Origin of the sequence: Streptomyces sp. NBC_00775, assembly GCF_036347135.1 — a bacterium.
GTDB lineage: Bacteria > Actinomycetota > Actinomycetes > Streptomycetales > Streptomycetaceae > Streptomyces > Streptomyces lutosisoli.
This window is the reverse complement of record NZ_CP108938.1, coordinates 9,515,133-9,537,919: the sequence shown is the minus strand read 5'-3', so window position 1 is coordinate 9,537,919 and position 22,787 is coordinate 9,515,133. Positions and strand designations below refer to the sequence as shown.

Annotated in this window: 20 protein-coding genes; 5 read left to right on the top strand and 15 right to left on the bottom strand. The window is 69.5% G+C overall.

The annotated features are described in order from the left end of the window. Positions 1-56: 56 nt before the first annotated feature. The 14 genes from OIC96_RS42415 to OIC96_RS42350 form a co-directional block, all read right to left on the bottom strand. Positions 57-644 (bottom strand): SRPBCC family protein, encoded by a 588-nt coding sequence (locus OIC96_RS42415; RefSeq protein WP_330302730.1) that lies wholly within the window; start codon positions 642-644, stop codon positions 57-59. Between the two features lie 173 nt (positions 645-817). After that, positions 818-2,470, bottom strand: coding sequence for a DUF4132 domain-containing protein (locus OIC96_RS42410; protein WP_330302731.1), 1,653 nt, complete (start codon positions 2,468-2,470; stop codon positions 818-820). Between the two features lie 50 nt (positions 2,471-2,520). After that, positions 2,521-3,324 carry a hypothetical protein gene (locus OIC96_RS42405; RefSeq protein WP_330302732.1) on the bottom strand — a complete coding sequence of 268 codons (804 nt, stop codon included), beginning with the start codon at positions 3,322-3,324 and terminating at the stop codon, positions 2,521-2,523. Between the two features lie 179 nt (positions 3,325-3,503). Then, positions 3,504-5,489 (bottom strand): collagenase, encoded by a 1,986-nt coding sequence (locus tag OIC96_RS42400; protein ID WP_330302733.1) that lies wholly within the window; start codon positions 5,487-5,489, stop codon positions 3,504-3,506. Positions 5,490-5,625: 136 nt separating this feature from the next. Then, a complete protein-coding gene (locus OIC96_RS42395; RefSeq protein ID WP_330302734.1) occupies positions 5,626-6,585 on the bottom strand; it encodes a LysR family transcriptional regulator in 960 nt (319 codons plus the stop codon). Positions 6,586-6,794: 209 nt separating this feature from the next. After that, the gene (locus tag OIC96_RS42390) at positions 6,795-8,435 is read right to left on the bottom strand and encodes a thiamine pyrophosphate-binding protein (RefSeq protein WP_330302735.1); all 1,641 of its coding nucleotides are present in this window, start codon (positions 8,433-8,435) and stop codon (positions 6,795-6,797) included. Next, positions 8,432-9,217, bottom strand: coding sequence for a cyclase family protein (locus OIC96_RS42385; protein WP_330302736.1), 786 nt, complete (start codon positions 9,215-9,217; stop codon positions 8,432-8,434). The genes OIC96_RS42390 and OIC96_RS42385 overlap by 4 nt, the downstream gene beginning before the upstream one ends. 80 nt (positions 9,218-9,297) lie before the next feature. Next, a complete protein-coding gene (locus OIC96_RS42380; RefSeq protein ID WP_330302737.1) occupies positions 9,298-10,200 on the bottom strand; it encodes an expansin EXLX1 family cellulose-binding protein in 903 nt (300 codons plus the stop codon). A 166-nt stretch (positions 10,201-10,366) separates the two neighbouring features. Further along, entirely contained in the window at positions 10,367-11,083 is a 717-nt protein-coding gene (locus OIC96_RS42375; RefSeq protein WP_330302738.1) for a hypothetical protein, read from the bottom strand. Then, positions 11,073-11,522, bottom strand: coding sequence for a DUF6114 domain-containing protein (locus OIC96_RS42370; protein WP_406502237.1), 450 nt, complete (start codon positions 11,520-11,522; stop codon positions 11,073-11,075). The genes OIC96_RS42375 and OIC96_RS42370 overlap by 11 nt, the downstream gene beginning before the upstream one ends. Positions 11,523-11,631: 109 nt before the next feature. After that, on the bottom strand, positions 11,632-12,273 hold the full coding sequence (locus OIC96_RS42365) for a DUF6230 family protein (protein WP_330302740.1): 642 nt from the start codon (positions 12,271-12,273) through the stop codon (positions 11,632-11,634). Positions 12,274-12,570: 297 nt separating this feature from the next. Further along, positions 12,571-13,407: a hypothetical protein gene (locus tag OIC96_RS42360; RefSeq protein WP_330302741.1), complete on the bottom strand. Its 837-nt coding sequence runs from the start codon at positions 13,405-13,407 to the stop codon at positions 12,571-12,573. Positions 13,408-13,541: 134 nt separating this feature from the next. After that, positions 13,542-14,150 (bottom strand): TetR/AcrR family transcriptional regulator, encoded by a 609-nt coding sequence (locus OIC96_RS42355; protein ID WP_330302742.1) that lies wholly within the window; start codon positions 14,148-14,150, stop codon positions 13,542-13,544. Positions 14,151-14,179: 29 nt separating this feature from the next. Beyond that, positions 14,180-16,168, bottom strand: a complete 1,989-nt coding sequence (locus OIC96_RS42350; protein ID WP_330309992.1) for a galactose-binding domain-containing protein — start codon at positions 16,166-16,168, stop codon at positions 14,180-14,182. A gap of 579 nt (positions 16,169-16,747) precedes the next feature. Between OIC96_RS42350 and OIC96_RS42345 the strand changes: the two genes are divergently transcribed. Then, positions 16,748-17,911 (top strand): MFS transporter, encoded by a 1,164-nt coding sequence (locus tag OIC96_RS42345; protein ID WP_330302743.1) that lies wholly within the window; start codon positions 16,748-16,750, stop codon positions 17,909-17,911. Positions 17,912-17,976: 65 nt separating this feature from the next. After that, positions 17,977-18,711, top strand: coding sequence for a maleylpyruvate isomerase family mycothiol-dependent enzyme (locus OIC96_RS42340; protein ID WP_330302744.1), 735 nt, complete (start codon positions 17,977-17,979; stop codon positions 18,709-18,711). A 34-nt stretch (positions 18,712-18,745) separates the two neighbouring features. On the opposite strand, the gene OIC96_RS42335 is transcribed toward OIC96_RS42340, so the two are convergent. Beyond that, entirely contained in the window at positions 18,746-19,159 is a 414-nt protein-coding gene (locus OIC96_RS42335) for a MarR family winged helix-turn-helix transcriptional regulator (RefSeq protein ID WP_330302745.1), read from the bottom strand. 85 nt (positions 19,160-19,244) lie between these two features. Here OIC96_RS42335 and OIC96_RS42330 point away from each other — a divergent pair, with 85 nt between their 5' ends. From OIC96_RS42330 to OIC96_RS42320, 3 genes are all read left to right on the top strand, one after another. Continuing rightward, the gene (locus OIC96_RS42330) at positions 19,245-20,738 is read left to right on the top strand and encodes an MFS transporter (protein ID WP_330302746.1); all 1,494 of its coding nucleotides are present in this window, start codon (positions 19,245-19,247) and stop codon (positions 20,736-20,738) included. 254 nt (positions 20,739-20,992) lie between these two features. After that, the gene (locus tag OIC96_RS42325) at positions 20,993-21,658 is read left to right on the top strand and encodes an RNA polymerase sigma factor (protein WP_330302747.1); all 666 of its coding nucleotides are present in this window, start codon (positions 20,993-20,995) and stop codon (positions 21,656-21,658) included. Next, on the top strand, positions 21,655-22,710 hold the full coding sequence (locus tag OIC96_RS42320; RefSeq protein WP_330302748.1) for a CU044_5270 family protein: 1,056 nt from the start codon (positions 21,655-21,657) through the stop codon (positions 22,708-22,710). Before OIC96_RS42325 ends, OIC96_RS42320 begins: the two co-directional genes overlap by 4 nt. Positions 22,711-22,787 lie beyond the last annotated feature (77 nt).

Here is a 22,787-nt window from a genome sequence, read left to right as displayed (position 1 = left end):
TCTTTCTCCGGTCGTACGCGGGGGCGATAACGGGAAGGGTGGTGGCGAGTGCCGTCTCAGGCGTGCCCGGGGGACATCTCCCATGGCGCCTGCGGCAGGACATCGCCGGTCTCAAGCAGCGACTTGAGGTTCGCCAGCACGGCCGGCCAACCGCGCGAGATGCCGTGGAGCATCTCCTGGTTGGGGAGGTTCTCGTGGGTCACGGTGAGCCGGACGATGTCCTGGTGTGGTTCTACGAGAAAGGTGACAACCGACGGTTCCCTTGGCGCTTCGGCGTCGGGGGTGTCCTCGAAGGTGATGACCAAGCGCGTCGGGGGCTCCGCCTTGATCACTTCACCGACGACATCGACGACGCCTGATCCGTCGACGCGCCGGTGCTCCCAGGCCGAGCCCGGCTGCCAGTCCGAAATGTTGGCGTGCCCCCAGTAGCGCGCCGTCAGGTCCGCGTCCGTCAGGGCTTGCCACACCTGGTCCGCGCTCGCACGGATGTAGGTGACGTAGACGTAGGTCGGTACAGACGCGGTTCCGTTGGTCATGGCGTACTCCTCTGCCTGGTTCTTGATGACGCTGATCGCTTGCAGGCGGGGCTTGTCGAACTCCGAGATCCAGCGCTCCTCGATCTCGTGGATGGGCGGCCCGCTCAAGAATGTCGAGATGCCGTGTCGCCGACTGGCCCGCCATGCCCAAGCGTTCACACAGCTCGCGCAGTCCTCGCTTCGAGACTCACACCCCAATTATGCAGGTAGTTACCTGCATAATGTCAACGATGAGTCATCCTTGACCTTCTTCCATGGCTCCCGGAACGCCACGGTGGCCGTCAGCCACCTCGCTTGATCTGCGTGAGGATGGTCTCGTCGGTGATCTTGGAGTCGGCGGCCAGCAGGAACGCCTTGCTGAGAATCAGCGAGAGCCGGTCGTCCTCGAACGGCAGGAACACCTTGCCGTCACTCTTGGGACGCGACGGGACAATGCACAGGTAGGAATCGTCCGGCTCCATCAGGATGTTGGCCGAGCCCAGATGGATCCTGTACGTACGGAGCCCGCCGCGGACCACCAGGAAGCGGCCGTCGAGCGCGCACCGGTCGGCGATCTTCAAGCGCGGCAGGATCCGTTCCAGCGCCTCACGCCGGACCTCCGCGTTCGCCGTCAGCTCACCGAACGTGGCCGTCCGCCAGTACGCGGCATAGCGGTCCTCGCCCCGGTCGGCCCACTCGGGATCGGCCGCGATCGAGGTCACGCCCACGAACAGATCGACGTCCCGCATCGCCTCGCTGAACACCAGCGGCGGAACCTCGGCCAGCGGAACCTCCCGCCGGCGTCGGCCGTCACGCCGCTCGAACCGGACCTGGTCCGTCGCGGCGTGATCGGGCGCGTAGTCCCCGTAGTCCTCCGCGGCAGGTTCGTGGAAGAAGCACGCCCGCCACTCGCCGTCGCCGAACTCGGCCCGCGCCTTCCCCTCGTAGCCGCCGTCGTACCGGCCGAGGAAGTTGGCCTGCCATCCGCGTTCCTTGAACAGCGCGTAGAGCCGCGGGTAGTGGACGATGTGGGCGGCGAACCGGTTGGAATAGACGCCGGTCTCCTCCTCCGCCGGAGTGAGCAGATAGATCTCCCGGAACGCCTGTTTGAACGGCTGCCGCAGCCGCTGGTCGACGATCCGCTCCCGCCACGCCCTGATCTCGTCCGTCGACGCCCTGACCGGATGCCACAACCGTGCGCGCGCCGGCTCGCCGGGCGGTTCGGTCATGGGCACCGCCGCATGCCACACGCCGTCCGAATGCTGGAACTCCCAGATCAGACCTCGGACGAGGACCCCGGTGACCGGATGGTCGCGGTAGTAGCGGCACCACTCGTCGTACGGCCACTCACGCCCGGCCGACATCAGCGCCTCGACGCGGGCCCGCTCGCCCGAGAGCGTGCCCCGTACCTCCTTGGCCAGGGCTTTCAACTGCTTGAGTTCGTCCGGGAACCCGTCCTTCACCGCCGCCGGGGCCGTACGGAACAGGCGCCCGTCGGGGCCCGCGAAGGTGAGCCGCACCGTCACCGCGTCCTCGATCGCCACCCGTACCCGGTATCCGCCCAGCTCGTGCTCCAGCGAGCCGTCCGACGCCAGGCCGTGGTCCGGCACGCTGCGTTCGACGAGTTGCCCCGCCGTGATGCCCTGCCGGTCGGCGGCCGTCAGCAGAGCGGTGTCGAGCTGCTTGCGCAGAGCCCGGTGCTTGATCCGGGACTGCAACCGCCACAGCGCCTCCAGAGCGGCCGGATCGTCGATCTCGGCGAGCGCGTTGATCGCCGCGCCCGCGAGCTTGAGGTCCTCGATCACGTCGGACACGGGTCCGCCGACCCGCAGGGCGAGCGCGCGGAGGTACGGCACCGCGGCCGGGCCGCCGGTGAGCGCGGCCGCCCAGACGACGCCGCGCGCCAGGTCGCCGTCGCTCTGATGAACGACGTAGTGGTAGTGGTACTCGCCCATCCAGGCGGTGTGCGGACCCTGTCCGCTGCTGCACAGCGGATCCCCCTCGGTCAGCCCCGCAGGATCTCGACCGCGAGGTCACCCACCGCCGCCGCGTCCGAGAGCGCGCGGCACGTCCGCCGCCACCGCTGCGTGGGACGCGGGCCCGACAGGCTTGCCAGGTGCCGGACGAAGCCGGCCAGCTCCGGCGTCGGCGAGGTGTCGGCCCGGTCTCGCAGTGGGGCGGCCCAGGGGGCGTACGAGGGGATCAGTCCCTCGGGGATGTGCGCCTCGTCCACGCTTTCGAGCAGCGTACGGAGGCGCTGGGCGAGCGGCCCGCGCAGGCGCGCCGCGACATCGGTGTTCATGAGCTCCGCGTGGGCGTGCCGCAGCCAGGGCGCGACCGTGCGGCGGCCGTCGGCGTCGAGGCACTCGGCCGCGTTCAGCACCATCCTCAGCGATTCGGCGAACCAGTGGCCCATGTCGTACTCGGTGGCGCGCAGCAGCATCACGGCGACCTCGTCCGAAGTCCAGCCGCGCGCCCGCGAGATCAGAGTCCCTATCTGGGTGTCGTACTGCCAGAAGCCGGTGTCCTCGAAGCGGGCGGCCAGCAGGAGGCACAGGACCGCGGCCCTGCACTCCTCGTCCGCGCAGGCCGCGAGCCGCATGTCGATCTCGGTCCGGGTCGCCGCACACGCCGCCGCGAACCGCTCGTGCCCGCCGGGCCCCAGCCACCTGACGTCGCCCCACCGGGAATCCGTCCGCTGGCGTTCCAGAAGGTCGACGAGCCAGCGGACGCGGCCGAGCGCGGTAGACCTCACCTCGTCGAGCGAGTCGTTCCTACGGGATTCGGCCACCAGGGCGTCGTAGAGCATGGGCGGGATCATGGCAGAGGGGACTGACAACGCGATCAACCCGCCGGATCCACACGTCGGTTCATGTGATCCGGGGTCCGACTACCGGCAGCCCGGAGGTTCCAGAAGCCGTAGCGGACCCGGCCGAACCGGTCGGCCGGGTCCACCGCATGCCGCTCCCCTGGGCGGCGGTGCACCGACTACGGGGTCCAGGCGTGCGCCGACGCCGCGCGGAGTCCGGCTCGGCCGGGTGTGGAGCAGGCGCCGGCGGCGCACGCCGTGAGCCACTGGTCGAAATCGGCGTCGTAGCGGGTGGCGATGTCGGAGCTGTAGACGGCGTATCCGCCCGCGTAGTCGCCGACGCGGAAGCGGGCGAGCATGCGCTGGATGTCCGTCGGGTGTTGCTCGAACATGTAGCGGGCCGCGAGGTAGCCCCAGGGGTAGGTGCGGGTCACGTCGCTGTTGGCGTAGGTGTTCTGGAACAGCGTGCTCAGTCGGTAGGTGTGCTTGCCCGCCTCCGTGACGGCCTGCTCGTCGGTGATGCCGCGGTAGCCGTAGGAGACGTATTCGGCCAGGCCCTCGATCCACCAGACGTCCGGCACCGATGTCTGCTGGGCGAAGTCGCCCTTCATGTCGTAGCGGGCGTCGAGGAAGTGCGTGTACTCGTGGTTGAGGTTCCAGATCCGGGCCGTGAAGCCGTCATCGACGTTCTTCTGGTACATGATCGCCACCGGTTGGTTGGCGGGGTCGGACGGGTCTCCTGTCAGGGTGATGCCGCCGTTGTCCGTACTGACGCCGAAGATCGCCCCGGCGTAGGTCTGGTAGTCCGCGCGGCTGGCGAAGACGACGAGTTGGAGGGTCGACACGTACTGGCCGGGTATGGGGCCGTCGTCCTTGACGAGGTTGTCGAAGTACGGGTCCTGGCCCAGCAAGTTGGCGCATACGGCGTCGAGCTCGTCGGAGGTGAGCGCCTGGGTCCGGACGGTGTGGGTCGCGTCGCAGGTGTGGGTGATCGGCAGGGCCGCCCTGGTCAGCCGGCCCGTCAGGTCACAGACGTCGTAGTACGAGCAGTTGAGGTGGTCGTAGTAGTCCGCCTGCGTCGCCACCGCGATCCACAGGCCGGCCGTGGGGCCGGTGAGCTCCGACGCGTTCAACAGGTCCTTGGTCAGGGGCCGGACCGTCGCCTGCAGCGCCGTGTGTTCGACGTAGCGGGCGAGGTTCATCCCTGCGTTGGAGTCCAGGTAGGCGCGGTCGGTCCCGAGCAGGTCCAGGTGCCCCAGCGCGAACGTGTGGAGGGTCCGGACGATACCCGGGTCGGCGGCGACCGCGTTGACGTAGTCCGTGTTCCAATTGCCGCGCCACAGCGGGGTGTAGACGTCGTTGACGGCCGCGAGCATGCTGCCGATGGCGTCATAGGAGCTGTCGTACCCGTTGAGCAACCGCCGGTAGACCTTCAGATAGCGGGCCTGCTGGTCGGCGCTGTCGGTGAGGATGACGACCTCACCGAGCACGTCACCGTTCGCCGCGGTGACGTCCCTGGAGTGCCGGTTGGCGAAGAAGGCGTCCAGGCCGCGGGTGGTGGCTCCGGCGAGGGTCGCACTGTAGGGGCCGACGTCGGACGGGTTGTTGAACTGCACGTAGTAGCCGGCGCGCAGGAACAGGACGAGCTGCCACACCTGGGACGAGTTGTCGCCTCGATAGCGTTGCGCCTCTCGCGTGAAGGCCTTGGCCAGGGTGACCATCTGGGCCTCGCGGAAGATGTCGCGGGCGTCGGTACCGGTGACGGCGAACAAGGTGTTGACGCAGCCCGTGGTCGAGGCCTTGACGAACGCGACGAGTGCGGGACCGGTCCGGCCGGCGAAGTCGGCCGGAGTGCAGGAGGCGGCCTTCGGTGTGGTCTTCGTACCGGTTTCCGCGCTCGGACGGGCCCGGGAGGGCGTCGGCGCCAGGGGAGGCAGTTGGGCCGCGGTGAGCGGTCGGCCCTGTACGGCGGGGCGGTCGGCGGCACTTGCCGTCGAGCCGGTCGGCGGCGGGGGTGGCGTCGCCTTCCGGGACGCGGTCACCTCAGTGGTGCCGTCCCGAGCGGGGGGTGCCGCGAGCGCCGGTGTCGACAGCAGGCCGGCGACGGTGACGCAGACGGCGAGGGCGCCGGCCGTGCGTCTGGGCAGCGCGAAGCGGTAGCGCATCTGGACTCCTCCACGGATGGATGCGCCTCGATACGGGTGTTGAGGCGTGTGTGGCACCTTCTCAACACCGACCCGCCCCAACAATGGTGTGTGACATAGCACATTGCATCGCTGAGCCATAACACCCGGCGCCGCCCTACGCCCCGGTCACGCTCCAGGTGCGCGCGGCCCACGTCCTCAAGTGCGGTGACTGGCCGACGAGTTCGCGATACGCGGAGGCGGCGCAGTCGAACAGCGTCTCCGCCACTTCCCCGGCAACCGCGTCGCGCCGCCAGGCCAGCACGTAACGGCACCACAGCGGCGTACCGATCAGCGGCTTGATCACCACGTCCGGGATCGGTCGCAGCGTCGCCTGTACGACGGACACACCGAGTCCGGCACCGATCATGCTCTGCAACTGCAGCTGGTCGCCGAGGAATTCGTGCACGGCGACCGGCGAGAATCCGGCCGCTTCACAGGCGGTGTAGAAGACTTGCGGCCAGCCGGCTCCGTCGTCCGGTGTCAGGAACCACGCGTCCCCGGCCAGGTCGGCGAGCGAGACCTGAGCGCGGTGTCTGAGGCGATGCCGGGACGGCAGGGCCACGAACGTGGGCTCGGTGACGATCCCGCGGTGCGTCACCGCGTCCGAATGCCTCAGCTCCATTCCGGGGTAGTCCGCGGCGACCGCCGCGTCCACCGCGCCCTCCTCCAGGAGTTCGACGATCCGCGAGGAGGCGTACACGCTGCTCACCGCGAGCGGCACATCCGGCAACCGGGCACGGACCCGGGAGACCATGCCCGACAGCACCGGGGAGTTGGTCGCCGCCACGCGCAAGGTCCGACGGGTTCTCGCGGCTTCACCGGCCGGCCGGCATCCGATCGCGGCGGCACGGGCCAGGACGTCACGTGCCTGAGCGACGACCTCGATGCCGTACGGTGTCAGCCTCACCCCCGCCGGCCCGCGCTCGAACAGCGCCTCGCCGAAGTAGCGCTCGATCCGCCGCAGTTGGGTGCTCATGGCCGGCTGCGAGTAACCCAGGTCCGACGCGGCCCGGCCCACGCTCCCCGCGTCGGCGATCGCGCACAGGACGCGCAGATGCCGAAGCTCCAGCTCCATCCGTCCACTCCCCCATCCGTCCACCCGGCCGGCCCCACGACGTCATCGCCACCGTGGCGCCTCCCCACCGGGCCCATGCCGGTCCGTGGTCGCGGCCGGCGGACAGGAAGCGTTCCATCGCGTCGCCGCAGGCACAAGGCGCATGTCCGCCACCGTCCGGCGCGCGCGGACACCGCGACACCAAGACCGAGAGAGCGGTGAGCCCGGGCTCAATGTCCGCGGAACGCCTCCTCGAGCCACCAGGCCCCTCGGTCTGCGACCACCTTCGCGTCGATGAGCAGAGGCGCGGAGCGTGGCCCGGCGACCCAGTCCTCGACGGCCTTCAGATCCGCCCGCGTGCGCACGGTCACCGCTTCGAAGCCGTACCCGCGCGCCACGGCGGCGACGTCCGTCGGCGGGAACTCGACTGTCTCCAGCGGATATCCGTCGGGCCCGAAGTGGTGCACCTCCGCTCCGTAGGCGTCGTCGTTGTACACGACGACCACCATCGGCAGCCCGAGCCGGCGTACCGTGTCGAGTTCCGCGGCGCCCATCATCGCCCCGCCGTCCCCGAGCGCGGCCACCGGAAGCCGGTCCGGCTGCGCCAGTGCCGCACCGATCGCGGTCGCCAGCCCCAGGCCGATCGACTGGAACGCCTGGGTGAAGCACAGGCCGTTCTCGTCGGGCACCGACAGGTACATGCTCGGGTAGCCCATGAAGTTGCCGGAGTCCACGCCGATCACCCGCTCCGCGGGGAGAATGTCGTCCAGCGCGATGCTCAGTGTGCGCGGGTCGATCCGCTCGCGGCCGCTCGTGTCTTCGTAGGGCACATCCCGCCACCGCACGCGTGCGGTGAGAGCCGCCTCGACATCGTCGGTCCGGTAGCCGTTCCGACGCCCGCCGGCCCTCGCGAGCGCACGCCGCGCCGTCAACTCCACGTCGCCGGTGACCCCGAGGTCCACTTCCCGGTGCGCACCCAGCGCGGACGCGTCGTCGTCGACCTGAACCACGGTGGTGTCCGCACCGATCAGCCGGCCGTGGCGCGTGGTCCACATGTTCAGCGCGCAGCCCCAGCCCACGATCAGGTCGGCCCCCTGGATCAGCTCGGCCGCCAGGGGGGACGCGAAGCCTCCGGACACGTCGAGCGCCCACGGATTGCCGTGGAAGAGGCCGCGGGCGACGGCCGATGTCGCCAGCAGCGCGCCGTGGCGTTCGGCCAGCGCCGCCAAGGCGTCCCGGGAGCCCGGTGAGCGCGCTCCCCGGCCGGCCACGAAGACCGGCCGCCGGGACTTCTCCAGCACCTGCGCCAGCGCCTGCACGTCGGCCGACTCCGGTTCGACCGCGGTCCGTTCGGGCGGCGCCACGTTCAGGGCGTGTGCGCCCTCGGGTACGTCGCGGGCCTGTACGTCCAGCGGGAGGTTGAGCAGCACGGTACGTCTGTCGTGCACAGCACGTCGTAGCGCGTCGCGGGCCTGCGCGACGGCGCCCTCCGCCGACGTCACGCGCGCCGTGACCGCGCCCACCGATCGCGCCAACGCCTCCTGGTCGACGTAGAAGTTGGACCTCGGCTCGGTCGCCTCGGCTGCCAGTACGAGCAGCGGTGTACGGCTTTTGGCCGCCTCGGCGATGCCGGTCATGGCGTTCGTCAGGCCGGGACCCTGGTGAACGCTCAGCACGGCCACCGTGCCGCTCATCCGGCTGTAGGCGTCAGCCATCGTCGCCGCGCCGCCTTCATGGCGTGCGGCGACGAACCGCGAGCCCTGCGCGACCATGGCATTGGTGAGATGGAAGTTGCCCGATCCGACCACGCCGAAGACACGGCCGACCCCTGCCGCGGACAGCGCCCGTCCGACGGCCTCCGCGACTTTCACGAGCGCTCCACCAGCGCGAGCACCCGTGCGGGAGCCCCCGACCCCGTGACGATGGGCAAGGGTCCCGCGATGACGACGCAGCCGGTCGGCGGCAGCAGATCCAGGTTCCGCAACTGGGTCAGCCCGTACTTGTCACTGCCCATGAGAGAGGAGTGACACGGGAACGCCGGGTCGAACGCGTGCGCACGTCCCGCGTCGGTGCCCACCGTCTCGACTCCGAGGCCGATCACCGGCGACTCCTGAGCCACCCAGCGGGCGCATTCCGGCGACAGGCCGGGGGTGTGCGGGCCGTTCTCGTCGGCGTTGAGGAACGCCTCCTGGGAGTGCGCGCGGGCGTCCCAGCCGGTGCGCAGCAACAGCCAACCGCCGTCGGGCAGCGGCCCGTTCTCGGCTTCCCAGGCCCGCACGTGCTCGACCTCCACGAGGAAGTCCGGGTTCTCCCGCGCTTCGGCGGTGAAGTCCAGCACGGCGGCCGGTGCGATCAGCCGACGCGCCGGCACCGACGCCACGTCGGAGAGGTCCTTCCCGGTCACCCAGTGGTTCGGGGCGTCGAAGTGGGTCCCTGTGTGCTCGCCACTGCGGAAGTTGTTCCAGTACCAGGCCGGCCCCCGTACGTCATACCTGCTGATCTCCTCCAGTTCGAACGCCGCCGTCTGGCCGAACTCCGGCGGCAGTTGGATCACCGGTGTCGACGACGACAACGGCGACGTGAGGTCGACGACTTCGATCGACCCACCCCGCAACCCGGACACCAGCGAGGCGAGGACGGACGGCTCGGGCATGAGAACCCCCTGAGGCAAGGCGGAACTGACAGCATGCCAGCCTGATATGACGGTCGTTCAGATGGACACGGAATACAGGATCAGTGCTTGGCGAACTGGACCCGGGTCGGCTGCATGACGTTCGGCCGGATCGCGATCCCGTCGACGGTGAGCCGTTCTCCGAAGATGTCGGTGATCCTGATCGCGCCGCCGCACCCGGTACCGTCGCCGGAAATGAAGTAGTTGTAGTCGGCGCGCGACAGCTGACGCCAGCCGCTGCCGGCACGGACCTCCAAGCGGCCCACCGGATTCCGGTGACCTATGACCTGGATGCCGCACCAGTAGCGGCTGGACCCGGTCTTGTACCGGATCGACATCGTGCCGGGAGTGCTGGGGCTCACCAGCTTCCACGTGATCGCGATCCGGCCGCGCGAGGGGGCCGCGAGCTTGGCGAACGCCTCTGCGCTGAGGTCGATCTGCCCGGGTGCGCACTCCCCTGGGCATTCGTTGGTGATGCGGACCGTGATGGAGGCCCCGTTGGCCGCGCGGACGGACACATACGCGCCGCAGGCCTTGGCCGACTCGTAGTCGGTGGAGTTCATCGCCCCGGTCATGACATCACCACTCGGGTCGTACAGGCATGCGCCTCCGCCGTCCGAGTCGTAGAAGGTGGCAACTCCTTCGTAGGTGAGGGCGGGCCGTATGCGTCCCGCCAACGGTGCGCCGGCGGACGGTGCTTGCGGGGCGTCCGTCGCTGACGGCTTCGCCGACGCGGTGGACGGCGTCCGCGGGGTGCTCTTGGCCGAAGGCTTCGCCGACGCGGTGGTCGCACCACCGGAGGGGGTCGGGGACCCCGTCGTGGGCGGGACGTTCGCCGGCGTACCGACGACAGGGGTGGCCGCGGCGTGCCTGGCGTCGGCCTCATGGTCGGGGAGGAGCACCAGGACCAAGGAGACGACTACGAGCGCCGCGGCCGCCGATATGAACAGCCACCGCCTGTGCATCGGACCTCCTTGACGGCCATCACCCATTGTGGTGAGTGACGGGGGCAGCGATCGTTCCAGACCCGGGGGCACGACGGCAAGCCCGATCTCGGGGCGTACTTGGGGCCGAGAGCGGTCCCGAGAACCTTCTGGTGAGCTGCTCGCCGAAGAAGGCGAGGAAGCGGCGTCACCCGGCCGCGGCGCTGAGGGCCGGTCCGGTGATGGACATGTCGCCGCTGAGCTGGGCGACCTGTGAAACGGTCACGTTCTCGAAGGTGACCGTGCGGGTGGGCACAGCGGGGTGGGAGAGCCACGGGGGCAGCTTGTCGGGCGTGACGGTGACGCTGCGGTCCGCCGGGAGCGGAGCGCCGCCCAGTCCGACGAGTGTGCCGGACAGCTTCTGGGTGTACAGAGTCACCAGGTCCTTGCCCTTGACCGTAGATGTGGTCGCGGGCTTGGCCCGCAGACGCATCGCCGCGCGGCCGCGGCCCGCCGTCAGGGCGAGGTCGCCGAAGTCCAGCGACCGTGCGGTGAACTTCAACACCCGCTTGGACCCGGCCGCGGTCCGGACGGTGACCACGCCCAGGAAGGCGCTGTCGTGGAGCACGAGTCTGTCGGCGCGCAGCACCCAGGGGACGTTCGCCGGGCGGGCCGACGGCTGGTCGACCGGCGTGCGGGCACCTGCTGGTGTCTTGGAGGAGCGGATGCCGCCAGGGGCGAGCAACGCCTTCGAGGTCGCTGGCGTGGCGACCTGGAGGACCAACGACAGGGCGGCCACTGCCAGCGCGCAGGCGAGAGGCCGCAGCAGCCGACCGGCCGAGCGGCTCTTCACCGCACTGCTCAGATGGCGGGGCTCGGACTCCGGCCCGCCTGCCGCACAGTCGGTCAGGTCGTCACTCGCCACCGTGGTCCTCACCCGCGGGGACGGTCGTTGATGCACGGTTCGCTGCGGGCTGCGACTCGGCGCCGCCCGTCGGAGGAATCCAGGCACACGCCAGGGATCCGCCGATCAGGCCGGAAATCAACCCGATGAGGAGGCCCCCGAAATTGGCGACGGGAAACGAGATGAGGGCAAGCAGAATGACTGTGATCCCCGCGAACACGCGCGCCTGCTGGTGGAACCAGAGGGAGATGGCCAGGGCCACGAGGAGAACCCCGATGATCAGCGACCCCGCGCCGGCCGAGGTCGACAGTGCCAGTGGGATGGCGCCGAAGTTCAAGTGCGCGTACGGAAAGTAGAGGATGGGCAGGCCCGCCGCGAAGGTGAACAGTCCTGCCCAGAAGGGACGTTCGCCCCGCCACGTCCTGAATCCCCGTCTGGCGTCGGCGGCAGCGACACGCAAATCTCGGCGTCCGCCGAATAGTTCGAAGAACACGTGGGCCTTCCATGATGTGCGGCAGGCGGGAGCGTGCGGCGAGCGGGCGCGGAAGGTGCGTGCCTGTTTCGATGGGTCAGAAGCACTCGTGGCTGCCTTGCTTGAGCCTCACATCGAGGCCCGGAACGTTGAACGTGGCGGCCGAGACTGCGACCGTAGTGAAGCGCACGTCGCTCAGGAAGGCCGAATCCGCCTGCTGAGCGAAGCCGTTGGGATCGAAGAACCGGGAGTTCCTGTCCTCCCGACTGATCGGGCCCTTGCTGACCGCTCCCGCCGCCACACCGATGTCGAGGTCGTCGAAATTCGCCTGTCCGCTCGACAGGGATGTCGCGTCGAGGAACAAGTTCTTCGCCTCGACCGGCCTCCGTTCGCCGCCGGTGATCTTCAGCGTGTACGGGCCCAGGACCGGGATCGGGACCACCACGGACTGGCACAGCCCGCTGATCTCCGCACGTCTGGCCCCGGTGACCACTACCGGCACGGGGGCACCCTTCCTGGTCACGTCCACCATGCCGTAGATGCTCAGACCACGGACGTCCAGAGTGTCCAGGGCCACCTGGAACTTCTGGCCGGAGATGAGGAACGACGCGGCCAGTGCTCCTTGCGCCATGCCGATACCGAGAGCCGCGACGGCCATGACACTCGGGACGAGAACGGCGGCAAAACGCTTCCAGGAGGTCCTGCCGGCGCGGTGCAGCATCCCGTTTCCTCCGGTCATGACGTGGGCTCGCCGATACCAGACAGGGGTAGGCGACGTCCCTCTCTCTAGTGGCGGATCCTAGGCTTCCCGGCGCGGCAGACGACGGCACGTCGGGTCGGCCGGATGGGTGATGCAGTTTTCGTTGCGGCATCCGGATGACTCGTGGTGCGGGGTCGCACTCACCGCCCGCTCCACCGTCGGTTCCCAAGGCACTGGAGAGGTCGTCCGAGCCGCTCTTCCGGGGTCTTCACCCGCCATGACGGTGTCCCGAAGGTTATGGCGCCGCCCGCGGCAATGGCGCTTCCCGCAGCTCTCCTAGGGGCGTTCGAAGAATTGGAGCACGCCTCCGACCGAGAAGCACAACGCCCCAGCGAGCGTGCCCCAGTTGGCGATGTCGGCATTCACAACGCTTCCGGTGGCGGGACGTGTGAAGGCAGCCAGCGCCGAAACCAGGAAGAGCACGGACCCGAACTGATTGATCGCGACGATCCACCAGCCGAGGTCACGGGCACGGACGCCTGGCCGGCCATGGCAGACCTCGACCAGCGCAAGGTGCCCCGAAATCAGAAACAGGATGCACCCGACCATGTCGGGGGCCCAGATGAGTCTGTTCACCTGGTGGAGCGAGAGCCCCTGAAGCAGGGAGTTCAGCAGATTGATGCCGAACACCAGCGTTCCCACGAACAGCAAGAAAGTGCTCAGCCAGTCGATCCGGGTGGGCTCGTAGCTCCACAACCTCCAGCGCCGCGCCGCCAGCGCACCAGCTTCGCTGTCCCGGCGAGGAGCATTGATCGCCTGAAGCAGCGAGGCGTAACCACCGGTGTTGAAGAAGAGGCCGCCCGCGAAATAGATCCAGGCGCCCGTCGCGTCGCCCGAGCCGAACTGGGCGACTCCGGCCCCGAGGGCGAAGAGGGCCCCGCCAACGGTGAACGCACCCGCGGCGACGTCGTTGAGCCTGCGCAGCCGGCCAACCGACACGCTGTCTGCTCGCCGGAAGCGGAACTCCAGCTCACCCGCGGCGCGTACGGCGACCAGGCCACGTTTACGCGCCAGGCGCGACTCCCAGACCGCAGTGCCCCCAGACACGAGCCGCCAGGTCAGCCGGGTGGTGAACGGCCCCGCCCCTTCGGAGTGCTCCTCGTGCTGGCTCATCTGCCACCCCCAGATCTCCCGTGCGAAAAATTCCTTTTGTCGACTATGTCAGGGAGGATGGCAGGAAGCCGTAACGCTGCGGCCGCTCCCCGCAATTCGGCGAAGCCATGCGCGGGCACGAGAGGCTCAATGGGCTAAGCCTGGTGCGCTTCGTCGTGCACCAGACCGGCTATGTGGGCGATGAGCGTGTCGAGGATTTCGGTCCAGGCGGACTCGTCACCGAGCACGAGGTAGTTGAGGGTCAGGCCGTCGGTCATGGCAGCCAGATAGCGGGCCAGTACCGAGACGGGCACGTGGAGTCGGAGGTTCATGCTCCGGGTCAACTGGTCGATCAGAGCGGCGTACGCGTCGCTGTACAGCTCGTACTGCCGTCGGGCCAGATGCTCGAACCCCGGCTGGCGCAGGGCGTATTGCGTCAGTTCGTAGGTGAGCATGTGCTCGTCGGGGTGGGCGCGGACGTGGTCCCAGTAGGCCTGGAAGCCGGCCCGGACCGTCTCCTCGAGCGTGGCCCTGGGTCGTAGCGCGTCCTTCACCACTGTCACGGAGTGGTCGGTGAGGGTCGTGATGACGGACTCGACCAGGGCCTGCTTGGAATCGAAGCAGTAGTGGAAGACGCTCAGGGACACGCTCGCCTCGGCGGCGATGGACCGGGTCGTCGTCTTGGCGACGCCGTCCCGGGCCATCGCCCTGATCGCTGCTTCCGTCAGCTGCCGGCGCCGTTCGGCCAACGGCATCCGTGCCATCCGCGTGTCCTTCGTGCTCGTGCCGCAGCTCAGCTGCTGTGAACGCCTACTTCGTAGAGCGAGTATCCCCAGCCTGTGCCGCGTTCCAGGCCGTGGATGCGGACGTAGCGGGCCGGTGTGCCGGTGAACAGGGCCGTGTCCAGGCCGCCGTCGCCGGACGTCGTGGACCAGGCGGTCTGCCAGTTCGCTCCGTCGGTGGAGAGTTCGATGCGGTACGACTTCCCGTACGCCCGCTCCCAGTCGAGCGTGACGCGCCCGACCAGGTTCGTGGAGCCAAGGTCGATGCGCAGCGACTGGTCGTCGCTCCAGTCGCTGGCCCAGCGGGTGTCCCGTGTGCCGTCCACGGCCCGGCTGGGTGCGTAGCTCGTGAACGGGTTCCACTCGGCCGAACTGGCCGTGGCCGCCGCGCCCTTGGCGAGGTTGACTCCGGCCTGGTGCTTCTCGGTCGCGCCCCACGTGTCGAGGTAGGACTCGGCGCCCCGGAAGAGGTCGTTCACCACGTCCTGTCCGCCGACGAGCCGGATGTCCTCGATCCAGTCCGGCACGAGGCCGTAGTGCGCGGCTCCGTCGGTGTTCAGGTCCCAGGTGCGCTCGCCGGTGGTCTGCCTGTCGATGACGGAGCCGCCGTCGACGCTGCGGAAGGGGTACGTGACCTTGTTGGGGGCATCCGCTCCGCGCGGTGCCGGCCAGCCGCCGACGCCGTTCATGTCCGTGCCGTAGCCGTAGCCGACGTCGTACTTGTCCCGCAGCGCCTTCGTGCGGTTGGCCTCGGCGACGAATCCCTCCGAGCCGTGCATGTACTGGGCGACGAAGCCGCCGAGACCGTAGACCCGCTCGGTCCAGTTCAGATCCATCCAGCTGTGCGAGGAAATCACGCCGGGATACGAATCGGCCTCGAAGATGTCGAGCGCGCGGCCGACGGCCTTGACGCTCATGTGGTCGATCTCCAGCATCATCTTGCGTTTCATCATGCCGCGCACGGCGTACTCACCGAGGTCGGTGAGACCGCGGGTGTTGCACTGGGCGTCGCCGGCGTACGAGGGGACCTCCACGCCCGTCGGGAGTTTCTCCTCGGCCTCGGACGCGGAGGCTCCGTTGATGGGGTTGTCGTGCTGCGGGCCCGTGCACTTCTCCGTCTTCCAGAAGGTGCCGGTCGACAGGAACTGCCCGACGTTGATGGCCGTTCCGAGCGCACCCTCGTCGAAGCGGACCCCGCACAGGGCGTTGTCGAACTTGTGGCACAGGAACATGCTGCGCACGCCCAGCGCGTACAGCTCGTCCAGCCCCGCGTCGATGTCGGCCTTGCTGCACTGGGCGATGTCCAGGACCTGCTTGCAGCCGAACGGCTCAGAGGTCTCGACGCCCAGGATGACCGCCAGTTTGCCCTGCTTGATGACCTCGCGGGCCTGCGCGCTGTCAGTGACGATCCGGAACCAGCCCTTGCCCGTACCGCCGTACATCTTGTCGACGTACGCCTGCAGGTCGTACGTCAGCTTCGCCTGCAGCCGGATCGACGTCATCTCGTCGCAGCTGCGGTCCTTGAAGAAGTACACCGAGCAGATCACACCGTTGGTGACGAGGTCGTTGACGAGCACCCGCTGGCCGCCGCGCCAGGCCCGTTCCACCCAGGCGTAGTAGTTCTGCTGGTGGGTCAGCGAGTCGTGCGCGGGCCAGTCCTTGAACGTGGGCCAGCCGACCGGGTCGTGCCGGCCGTCACCGCCCTTGGTGATGAAGTCGAAGACCGCGAGCGAACCGTCGGGGTAGTGCTCGGGACAGTCCTTGAGCGCGTCGGCGATCCCGGCCTCGGAGAATGTCTTGCCGCAGATGAGTCGCCCGCCGAAGGCCTCGTTGGCGAAGAGGTGGTCGTGGGCGTCGACGAAGCCGCGCACCTCTCCTTCGGCGTTGGTGCCCGTGAACGGCTCGCCGGTGACGTTGATCTGCGAGTCCGGGGTGGGGCGTGCGGTCGGAGTCCACCAGTCGGCGGCGGCGGCCGAACTCGGCGTGGGGCCGAGGGCCATGGCCAGCACGAGGAGGAGCAGCGACACAAGAGTGACGTCCTTGCGCCTGCGGTACGAGCATCGATCCACGATCACTACCCACATCCCTCGGTCGGCGGGGATGACGCGGTCAACGAGCAGGCCGGCGGGGGTCCGGAGACAGCCCCTCCCGACTTGTCATGACCGGTGCAAGTTATGCGACGAGGATCACGGCTGACACATTCCGAGTCAAGAGTCCCGGACGATTGACCTGATGACCCCGTGACGCCCATCCCCTCGGCCGGGGCATGTGGCCCGAGTCGGGGACCGGCCGCCCCGGTGCGGCGCTGGTCGCGGCAAGGAAGGCGCGTCGGGCATTCCCCGTAGATCGAGGTCAGCGCCGCCCGCCTCCCAACCGAGCCGGACACGGCAGACCTGGGGGCAGGCCGGGCCCGTCGGCGCGCGCCCACGGGGCACGAGCCGTTTCAACTGGCGGTGAGCTTGAGCAGGAACTCAGCCACTCTTCACCGCTCCAGCCAGTCTTCCCACTTGCCCCGACCTCCATCACCGACCTAGCCTGACTTTGTGCCGCTAATAAACAAAGTCCGAAAGCACAACGTCGTGCCGGACAACGACCTCACCCGACTCCGCACAGCCCTCACCGCCTTCTTCGCCCTCGACGGCTTCGTCTTCGCCGGCTGGGTCGTCCGCATCCCCGCGATCAAGGAACAGACCGGCGCCTCGGCCGGAGAACTGGGGCTCGCCCTCCTCTGCGTCTCCGCCGGGGCGGTGATCACGATGACGCTCACCGGACGGCTGTGCCGCCGCTTCGGCAACCACCCGGTGACCGTCGTCTGCGGCATCCTGCTCTCACTGAGCGTGGCGCTCCCGCCGCTGACACACTCCGTACCGGCCCTGGGCGCGGTGCTGTTGATCTTTGGAGCGGCCTACGGCGGGATCAATGTGGCGTTCAACAGTGCCGCTGTCGATCTGGTGGCCGTGCTTCGGCGGCCGATCATGCCCAGCTTCCACGCCGCGTTCAGCCTGGGCGGCATGATCGGCGCGGGGCTCGGCGGACTGGTCGCTGGTTCCCTGTCGCCCGCCCGCCATCTGCTCGGCCTGGCCGTGATCGGCCTGCTGGTGACCGCGCTCGCGGGACGCACCCTGCTGCGCCACGAACCCGTGAAGACACCGGACCGTCCGCACCGCGAGGAACACACCCCGCGCCGGCTGGACACCCGCACCCGGGGACTGGTCACCGTCTTCGGCCTGATCGCCCTCTGCACGGCGTACGGCGAGGGTGCCCTGGCCGACTGGGGTGCGCTGCACCTGGAGCAGGACCTCGACGCGCACCCCGGCGTCGCGGCCGCGGGCTACACGTGCTTCGCCCTGGCCATGACGATCGGCCGGGCCGGCGGGACGACCCTGCTGGAACGGCTCGGGCGGACCCGGACACTGGTGGCGGGCGGCACCATGGCCACCGCCGGAATGCTGCTCGGCTCGCTCGCCCCCTCATTGTGGGCGGCCCTGCTGGGCTTCGCCGTCACGGGACTCGGGCTCGCCAACATCTTCCCGGTCGCCGTCGAACGCGCCGGCACCCTGGCAGGCCCCAGCGGCGTCGCGATCGCGTCCACGCTCGGTTACGGCGGCATGCTCCTCGGCCCACCCTCGATCGGGTTCATGGCGGAGTGGTTCTCCCTGCCCGCGGCCCTCACCAGCGTGGCGGCGCTCGCGGCGGTGGCCGCCCTCATCGGCGCCGCCACCCGCCGCGCGGCCCTGAACTGACGCCCCTCCCACGACGCGCCGCCCCCCCTAGCCCTCGACCGCACTCCATCCGGGACACTCACCACATGAAGATTCCGGAGTACGTGGAAACCCTGGACAGGGACGGCCGGTTGCTGGCAGCGGCCGCCGGGAAGGCGGGGGTCGAGGCCAAGGTCGCGACCTGCCCGGGCTGGCAGGTACGGGATCTGCTGCGGCACACGGGGATGGTGCACCGGTGGGCCACCGCGTTCGTCGCCGAGGGGCACACCTCGTACCACCCCGACGGCGGCCTGCCGGAGCTCGACGGCGAGGAGTTGCTCGCCTGGTTCCGGGAGGGCCACGGTCGGCTCGTCGACACGCTCAGCGCCGCTCCGCCCGATGTGGAGTGCTGGAGTTTCCTGCCCGCACCCTCGCCGCTCGCCTTCTGGGCCCGGCGGCAGGCGCACGAGACGACCGTGCACCGGGTCGACGCCGAGTCGGCGCTCGGCGGTGAAGGGAGCGCCGTAGCCACGGATTTCGCGGTGGACGGGATCGACGAGTTGCTGCTCGGCTTCCACGGGCGCGCGAAGAGCAGGGTGCGGACGGAGGAGCCGCGCGTCCTGCGGGTGCGGGCCACGGATTCCCCGGACGCGGTGTGGACCGTACGGCTGTCGGCGGATTCACCGGCCGGCGCGCGAGGCGGAGAAGGAGAAGCGGACTGCGAACTGGCAGGGCCCGCCGCGCGGCTCTACCTGGCGCTGTGGAACAGGCTGCCGTTCCCGAGCGTGACGGGCGACGGCTCGCTGGCCACGCTGTGGCGGGAGAAGTCCGGCGTCACCTGAAGTTGACCACAGAGGTAAGGATCGCCCGGAGCCGTCACTCGCAGGCGGAAGCCGGGCCACCCGCCAGCATCCGCGTGAGCACCGCGCGCTGCACCGGCAGCACCTCGCCGTGCAGCTCGCGCCCCTTCGGCGTGAGGCACACCCGCACGCCCCGCCGGTCCTCCTCGCACATGCCGCGCGTCACGAGACCGTCCTTCTCCAGGCGGCCGATCAGCCGGGACAGGGCGCTCTGGCTCAGGTGGACCCGCTCGGAGATCTCCTGTACGCGGAAGGCGGCGCCGCCGCCCGACGCAGTGCCGTCGGCCAGTACGTCCAGCACCTCGAAGTCGCTGGCGCCCAGGCCGTGTCGATGCAGTTCGCGATCGAGCTCGCAGAGGGTGCGCGCATGCACCGCGAGGATGTCGCGCCACTGATTCACGAGCCCTTGCTCGGCCTTCTTCGCCGCCATGGGCGCACCGTAGCAAAAAATCAGCTTTGTTGCATCGGAATTAAATGCACTTGCATTGGATGCATGCGCATGTAGTGTCGGGGGCATGACCTCTCCGCTCACCCACCCCGCGTCCCAGGGACGCTGGACCCCCCGACTGTGGGGCACCCTGCTGGTGCTCTGCGCCGCGATGTTCCTGGACGCTCTGGACGTGTCGATGGTCGGCGTCGCCCTGCCGTCCATCGGCTCCGAACTCGACCTCTCCACCTCGACGCTCCAATGGATCGTCAGCGGCTACATCCTGGGATACGGCGGACTGCTCCTGCTCGGCGGACGCACCGCCGACCTGCTGGGCCGCCGCCAGGTCTTCCTGGTGGCCCTGGGGGTCTTCGCGCTCGCCTCACTGCTCGGCGGGCTCGTCGACTCGGGCCCGCTGCTGATCGCCAGCCGCTTCATCAAGGGCCTGAGCGCGGCGTTCACCGCGCCCGCGGGCCTGTCGATCATCACCACGACCTTCGCCGAAGGCCCGCTGCGCAACCGCGCACTCTCGATCTACACCACCTGCGCGGCCACCGGCTTCTCCATGGGCCTCGTCCTGTCCGGTCTGCTCACCGAGGCGAGCTGGAGGCTGACCATGCTGCTGCCCGCACCCATCGCGGTCATCGCGCTGCTGGCCGGCCTGAGGCTCATCCCGCGCAGCGAGCGCGAGAAGGACCACCGCGGTTACGACATCCCGGGCGCCATCCTCGGCACCGCCTCAATGCTGCTGCTGGTCTTCACCGTCGTACAGGCGCCCGAGGCCGGCTGGGACTCGGCCCGCACGCTGCTGTCCTTCGTCGCCGTCGCCGTACTGCTCACCGTCTTCGTGACCGTCGAGCGGCGCAGCCCGAGCCCGCTGATCCGGCTCGGCGTCCTGCGCTCCGGCAGCCAGATCCGGGCGCAGCTCGGCGCGATGGCGTTCTTCGGTTCGTACGTCGGATTCCAGTTCCTGGTGACGCTGTACATGCAGTCGCTGCTGGGCTGGTCCGCCCTGCACACCGCGCTCGCCTTCCTGCCGGCCGGCGCACTGGTGGCCCTGTCCTCCACCAAGGTGGGGGCCGTCGTCGACCGGTTCGGGACTCCGCGGCTCATCGCGGCGGGCTTCGCCCTGATGGTCGTCGGGTACGCGCTCTTCCTGCGCGTCGACCTCGACCCGGTGTACGCGGCGGTCATCCTGCCGACCATGCTGCTGATCGGCGCGGCCTGCGCGCTGGTCTTCCCCTCCCTCAACATCCAGGCCACCAACGGCGTCGACGACCACGAGCAGGGCATGGTCTCGGGTCTGCTCAACACCTCGGTCCAGGTGGGCGGCGCGATCTTCCTGGCCGTCGTGACGGCCGTGGTGACCGCGAACTCCCCCGAGGGTTCCTCGCCCCAGGCCGTCCTCGACAGCTACCGGCCCGGCCTGATCGTGGTGACCGGCATCGCACTGGCGGGTCTGCTGATCACTCTGCCGGGCCTGCGGACACGGCGGACACAGCAGTCCGTCGTCGTCGCCAAGTCCCTCCAGGAGAACCAGGAGGAGGAGACTGCGGCGGAGCGCGTGACGGTCCGCGACTAGGACTTTCCCGCGGATCGATCGCCTCGCGGCCCGGACGAAAGCGGCGGCAAGGCGGATCCGGCCGGTCGGACAGCGGCGGCGGTCTTGTCGTCATGCGCGGCGGACCGCCGCCACCGTCGTCTGCTCCAAGAGCCGTACCGTGCAGGCAGGTTCCACCAGACAGACGGCCTGACCCGGGCCCGTGAACCCATTCCTGGTCAGTTGGCAAGTACTGAGTGAACGCTGTCCCTTTCCTCTGACCACACGGACCGTCCATGACTGATTCGCTGTGCCGCCCCTCCCAAGGGGCCGGCACGTCCGGCGCCGACACCGCGCGGGCGGATGCCGTGCTGATCGCGGCGTCGCTCGACGACCCCGAGCGCTTCGCGGTGCTCTTCGACCGCCATGCGCCCACCATCCACCAGTACGTCGCCCGCCGCCTCGGCCGTGACGTGGCCGACGACGTCACCGCGGAGACCTTCCTGACGGCCTTCCGGATCCGGGCCCGCTACGACAGCGGACGTGCCGGTGTGCGGCCCTGGCTGTACGGCATCGCGGCCAAGCTGATCAGCCGGCACCGCCGCGAGGAGGCCAAAGCCCTGAAGATCCTCGCCCGCACCGGCCGCGACCCGGTGGCCGAGACCTGGACCGACTCCGCGGACGACCGCGTCACCGCACAAGCCGCCTCCCGGCCGCTGGCCAAGGCACTGGCCAAGCTCTCCGAGGGAGACCGGCACGCGCTCCTGCTGTTCGCCTGGGCCGACTTCACCTACCAGGAGATCGCCGAGGCCCTGGACATCCCCGTGGGCACCGTCCGGTCCCGGCTCAACCGAGCCCGCACGAAGCTGCGCACCGCGACAGGTGCGCACAGCCCCTTCAGCGAGTCCAGCGCAACCAGCCAACCGACCGAACCGCACGTACCCGAAGGTGACCTCGCATGAACGAGCTGTCCGAAGCGCGTGCCCTGCGCGCGGATGCCCCACTGCCCGACAGCGACCGGCTCGCGCCGCAACGGGCCCAGCTCACCCAGGCGTTCCAGCGGGAGACCGCCGGCCGTCGGCCCGCCGCGGTGCGCACTTCGCTCCCCCGGCGCAGGATCGTCCTGATGAGCGCCGCGGCGGCCGGGGCGCTCGCCGTGACCGGCGGAGTCGTGGCGTCGCTGCCCGACGACACCCCCGGTACCGCCCCGGCCGGCACCGGCCGTCAGCTGCTGTCCGCGCAGGCCTCCGCCGACACCCTCGAACTGGCCGCGGCCACGGTGGAGAAGCTCGGCGTCACCGAGCCCGGCCCGAAGCAGTGGGTCTACGAGAAGGGCACGTCCCTCGGCCAGGGCGAACCCCAGACGTCGGAGCAGTGGACCCGCTGGGACGGCACCGGCGAGGCACACCTGCCCGGCATCCCGGGCTCGGGCGACATCTCGGACTTCGACCCGAACAAACTCCAAGTCTGGTACGGACCCAACCAGGAGGAGAAGTGGAAGAAGGAGGGCTACGACGACCGTTCCCAGCGCCAGTTCTACCGCTTCCTCGCCACACTCCCGAGCGACCCCGACCGCATGATGTCGGCGATCCGCAAGGAGCACGCCATCGGCGACATCAAGGGCGAGACCACGGCGGAACGCGACTGGCGGGAGATCGATGTCCTCTACCGCTCCGTCCTGATCCCGCCGAACGCGCAGGCGGGCCTGTTCCGGGCGCTCGCGAAGATCCCCGGCGCCCGGGTGGAGAAGGGCATCAAGGACCCCATCGGGCGCGCGGCCATCGGCGTGACCGTGACCTACACCAAGCCCAGCGCCTCGGGTCACCAGGGCAAGCAGGAGATCTTCTTCGACCCGAAGACGTACACCTATCTAGGAGAGATCGCGCACGCCGCGCCGGTCGAACTCCCCGAAGGCATGGGCCAGTCACCGATGCCGTCCGAGGCCCCCGACACCGCGCTCATCACCGTCCGCAACGCCTGGGGCGTCGTGAACAAGCCGGGCGCCCGCCCCTGAGAAGGGCAGGGGGGCGTCGGCCCTCACACGGGCCGGCCCCGCCGGACGGACCTTGGCGCACGCCTGTTTGGCCCGAC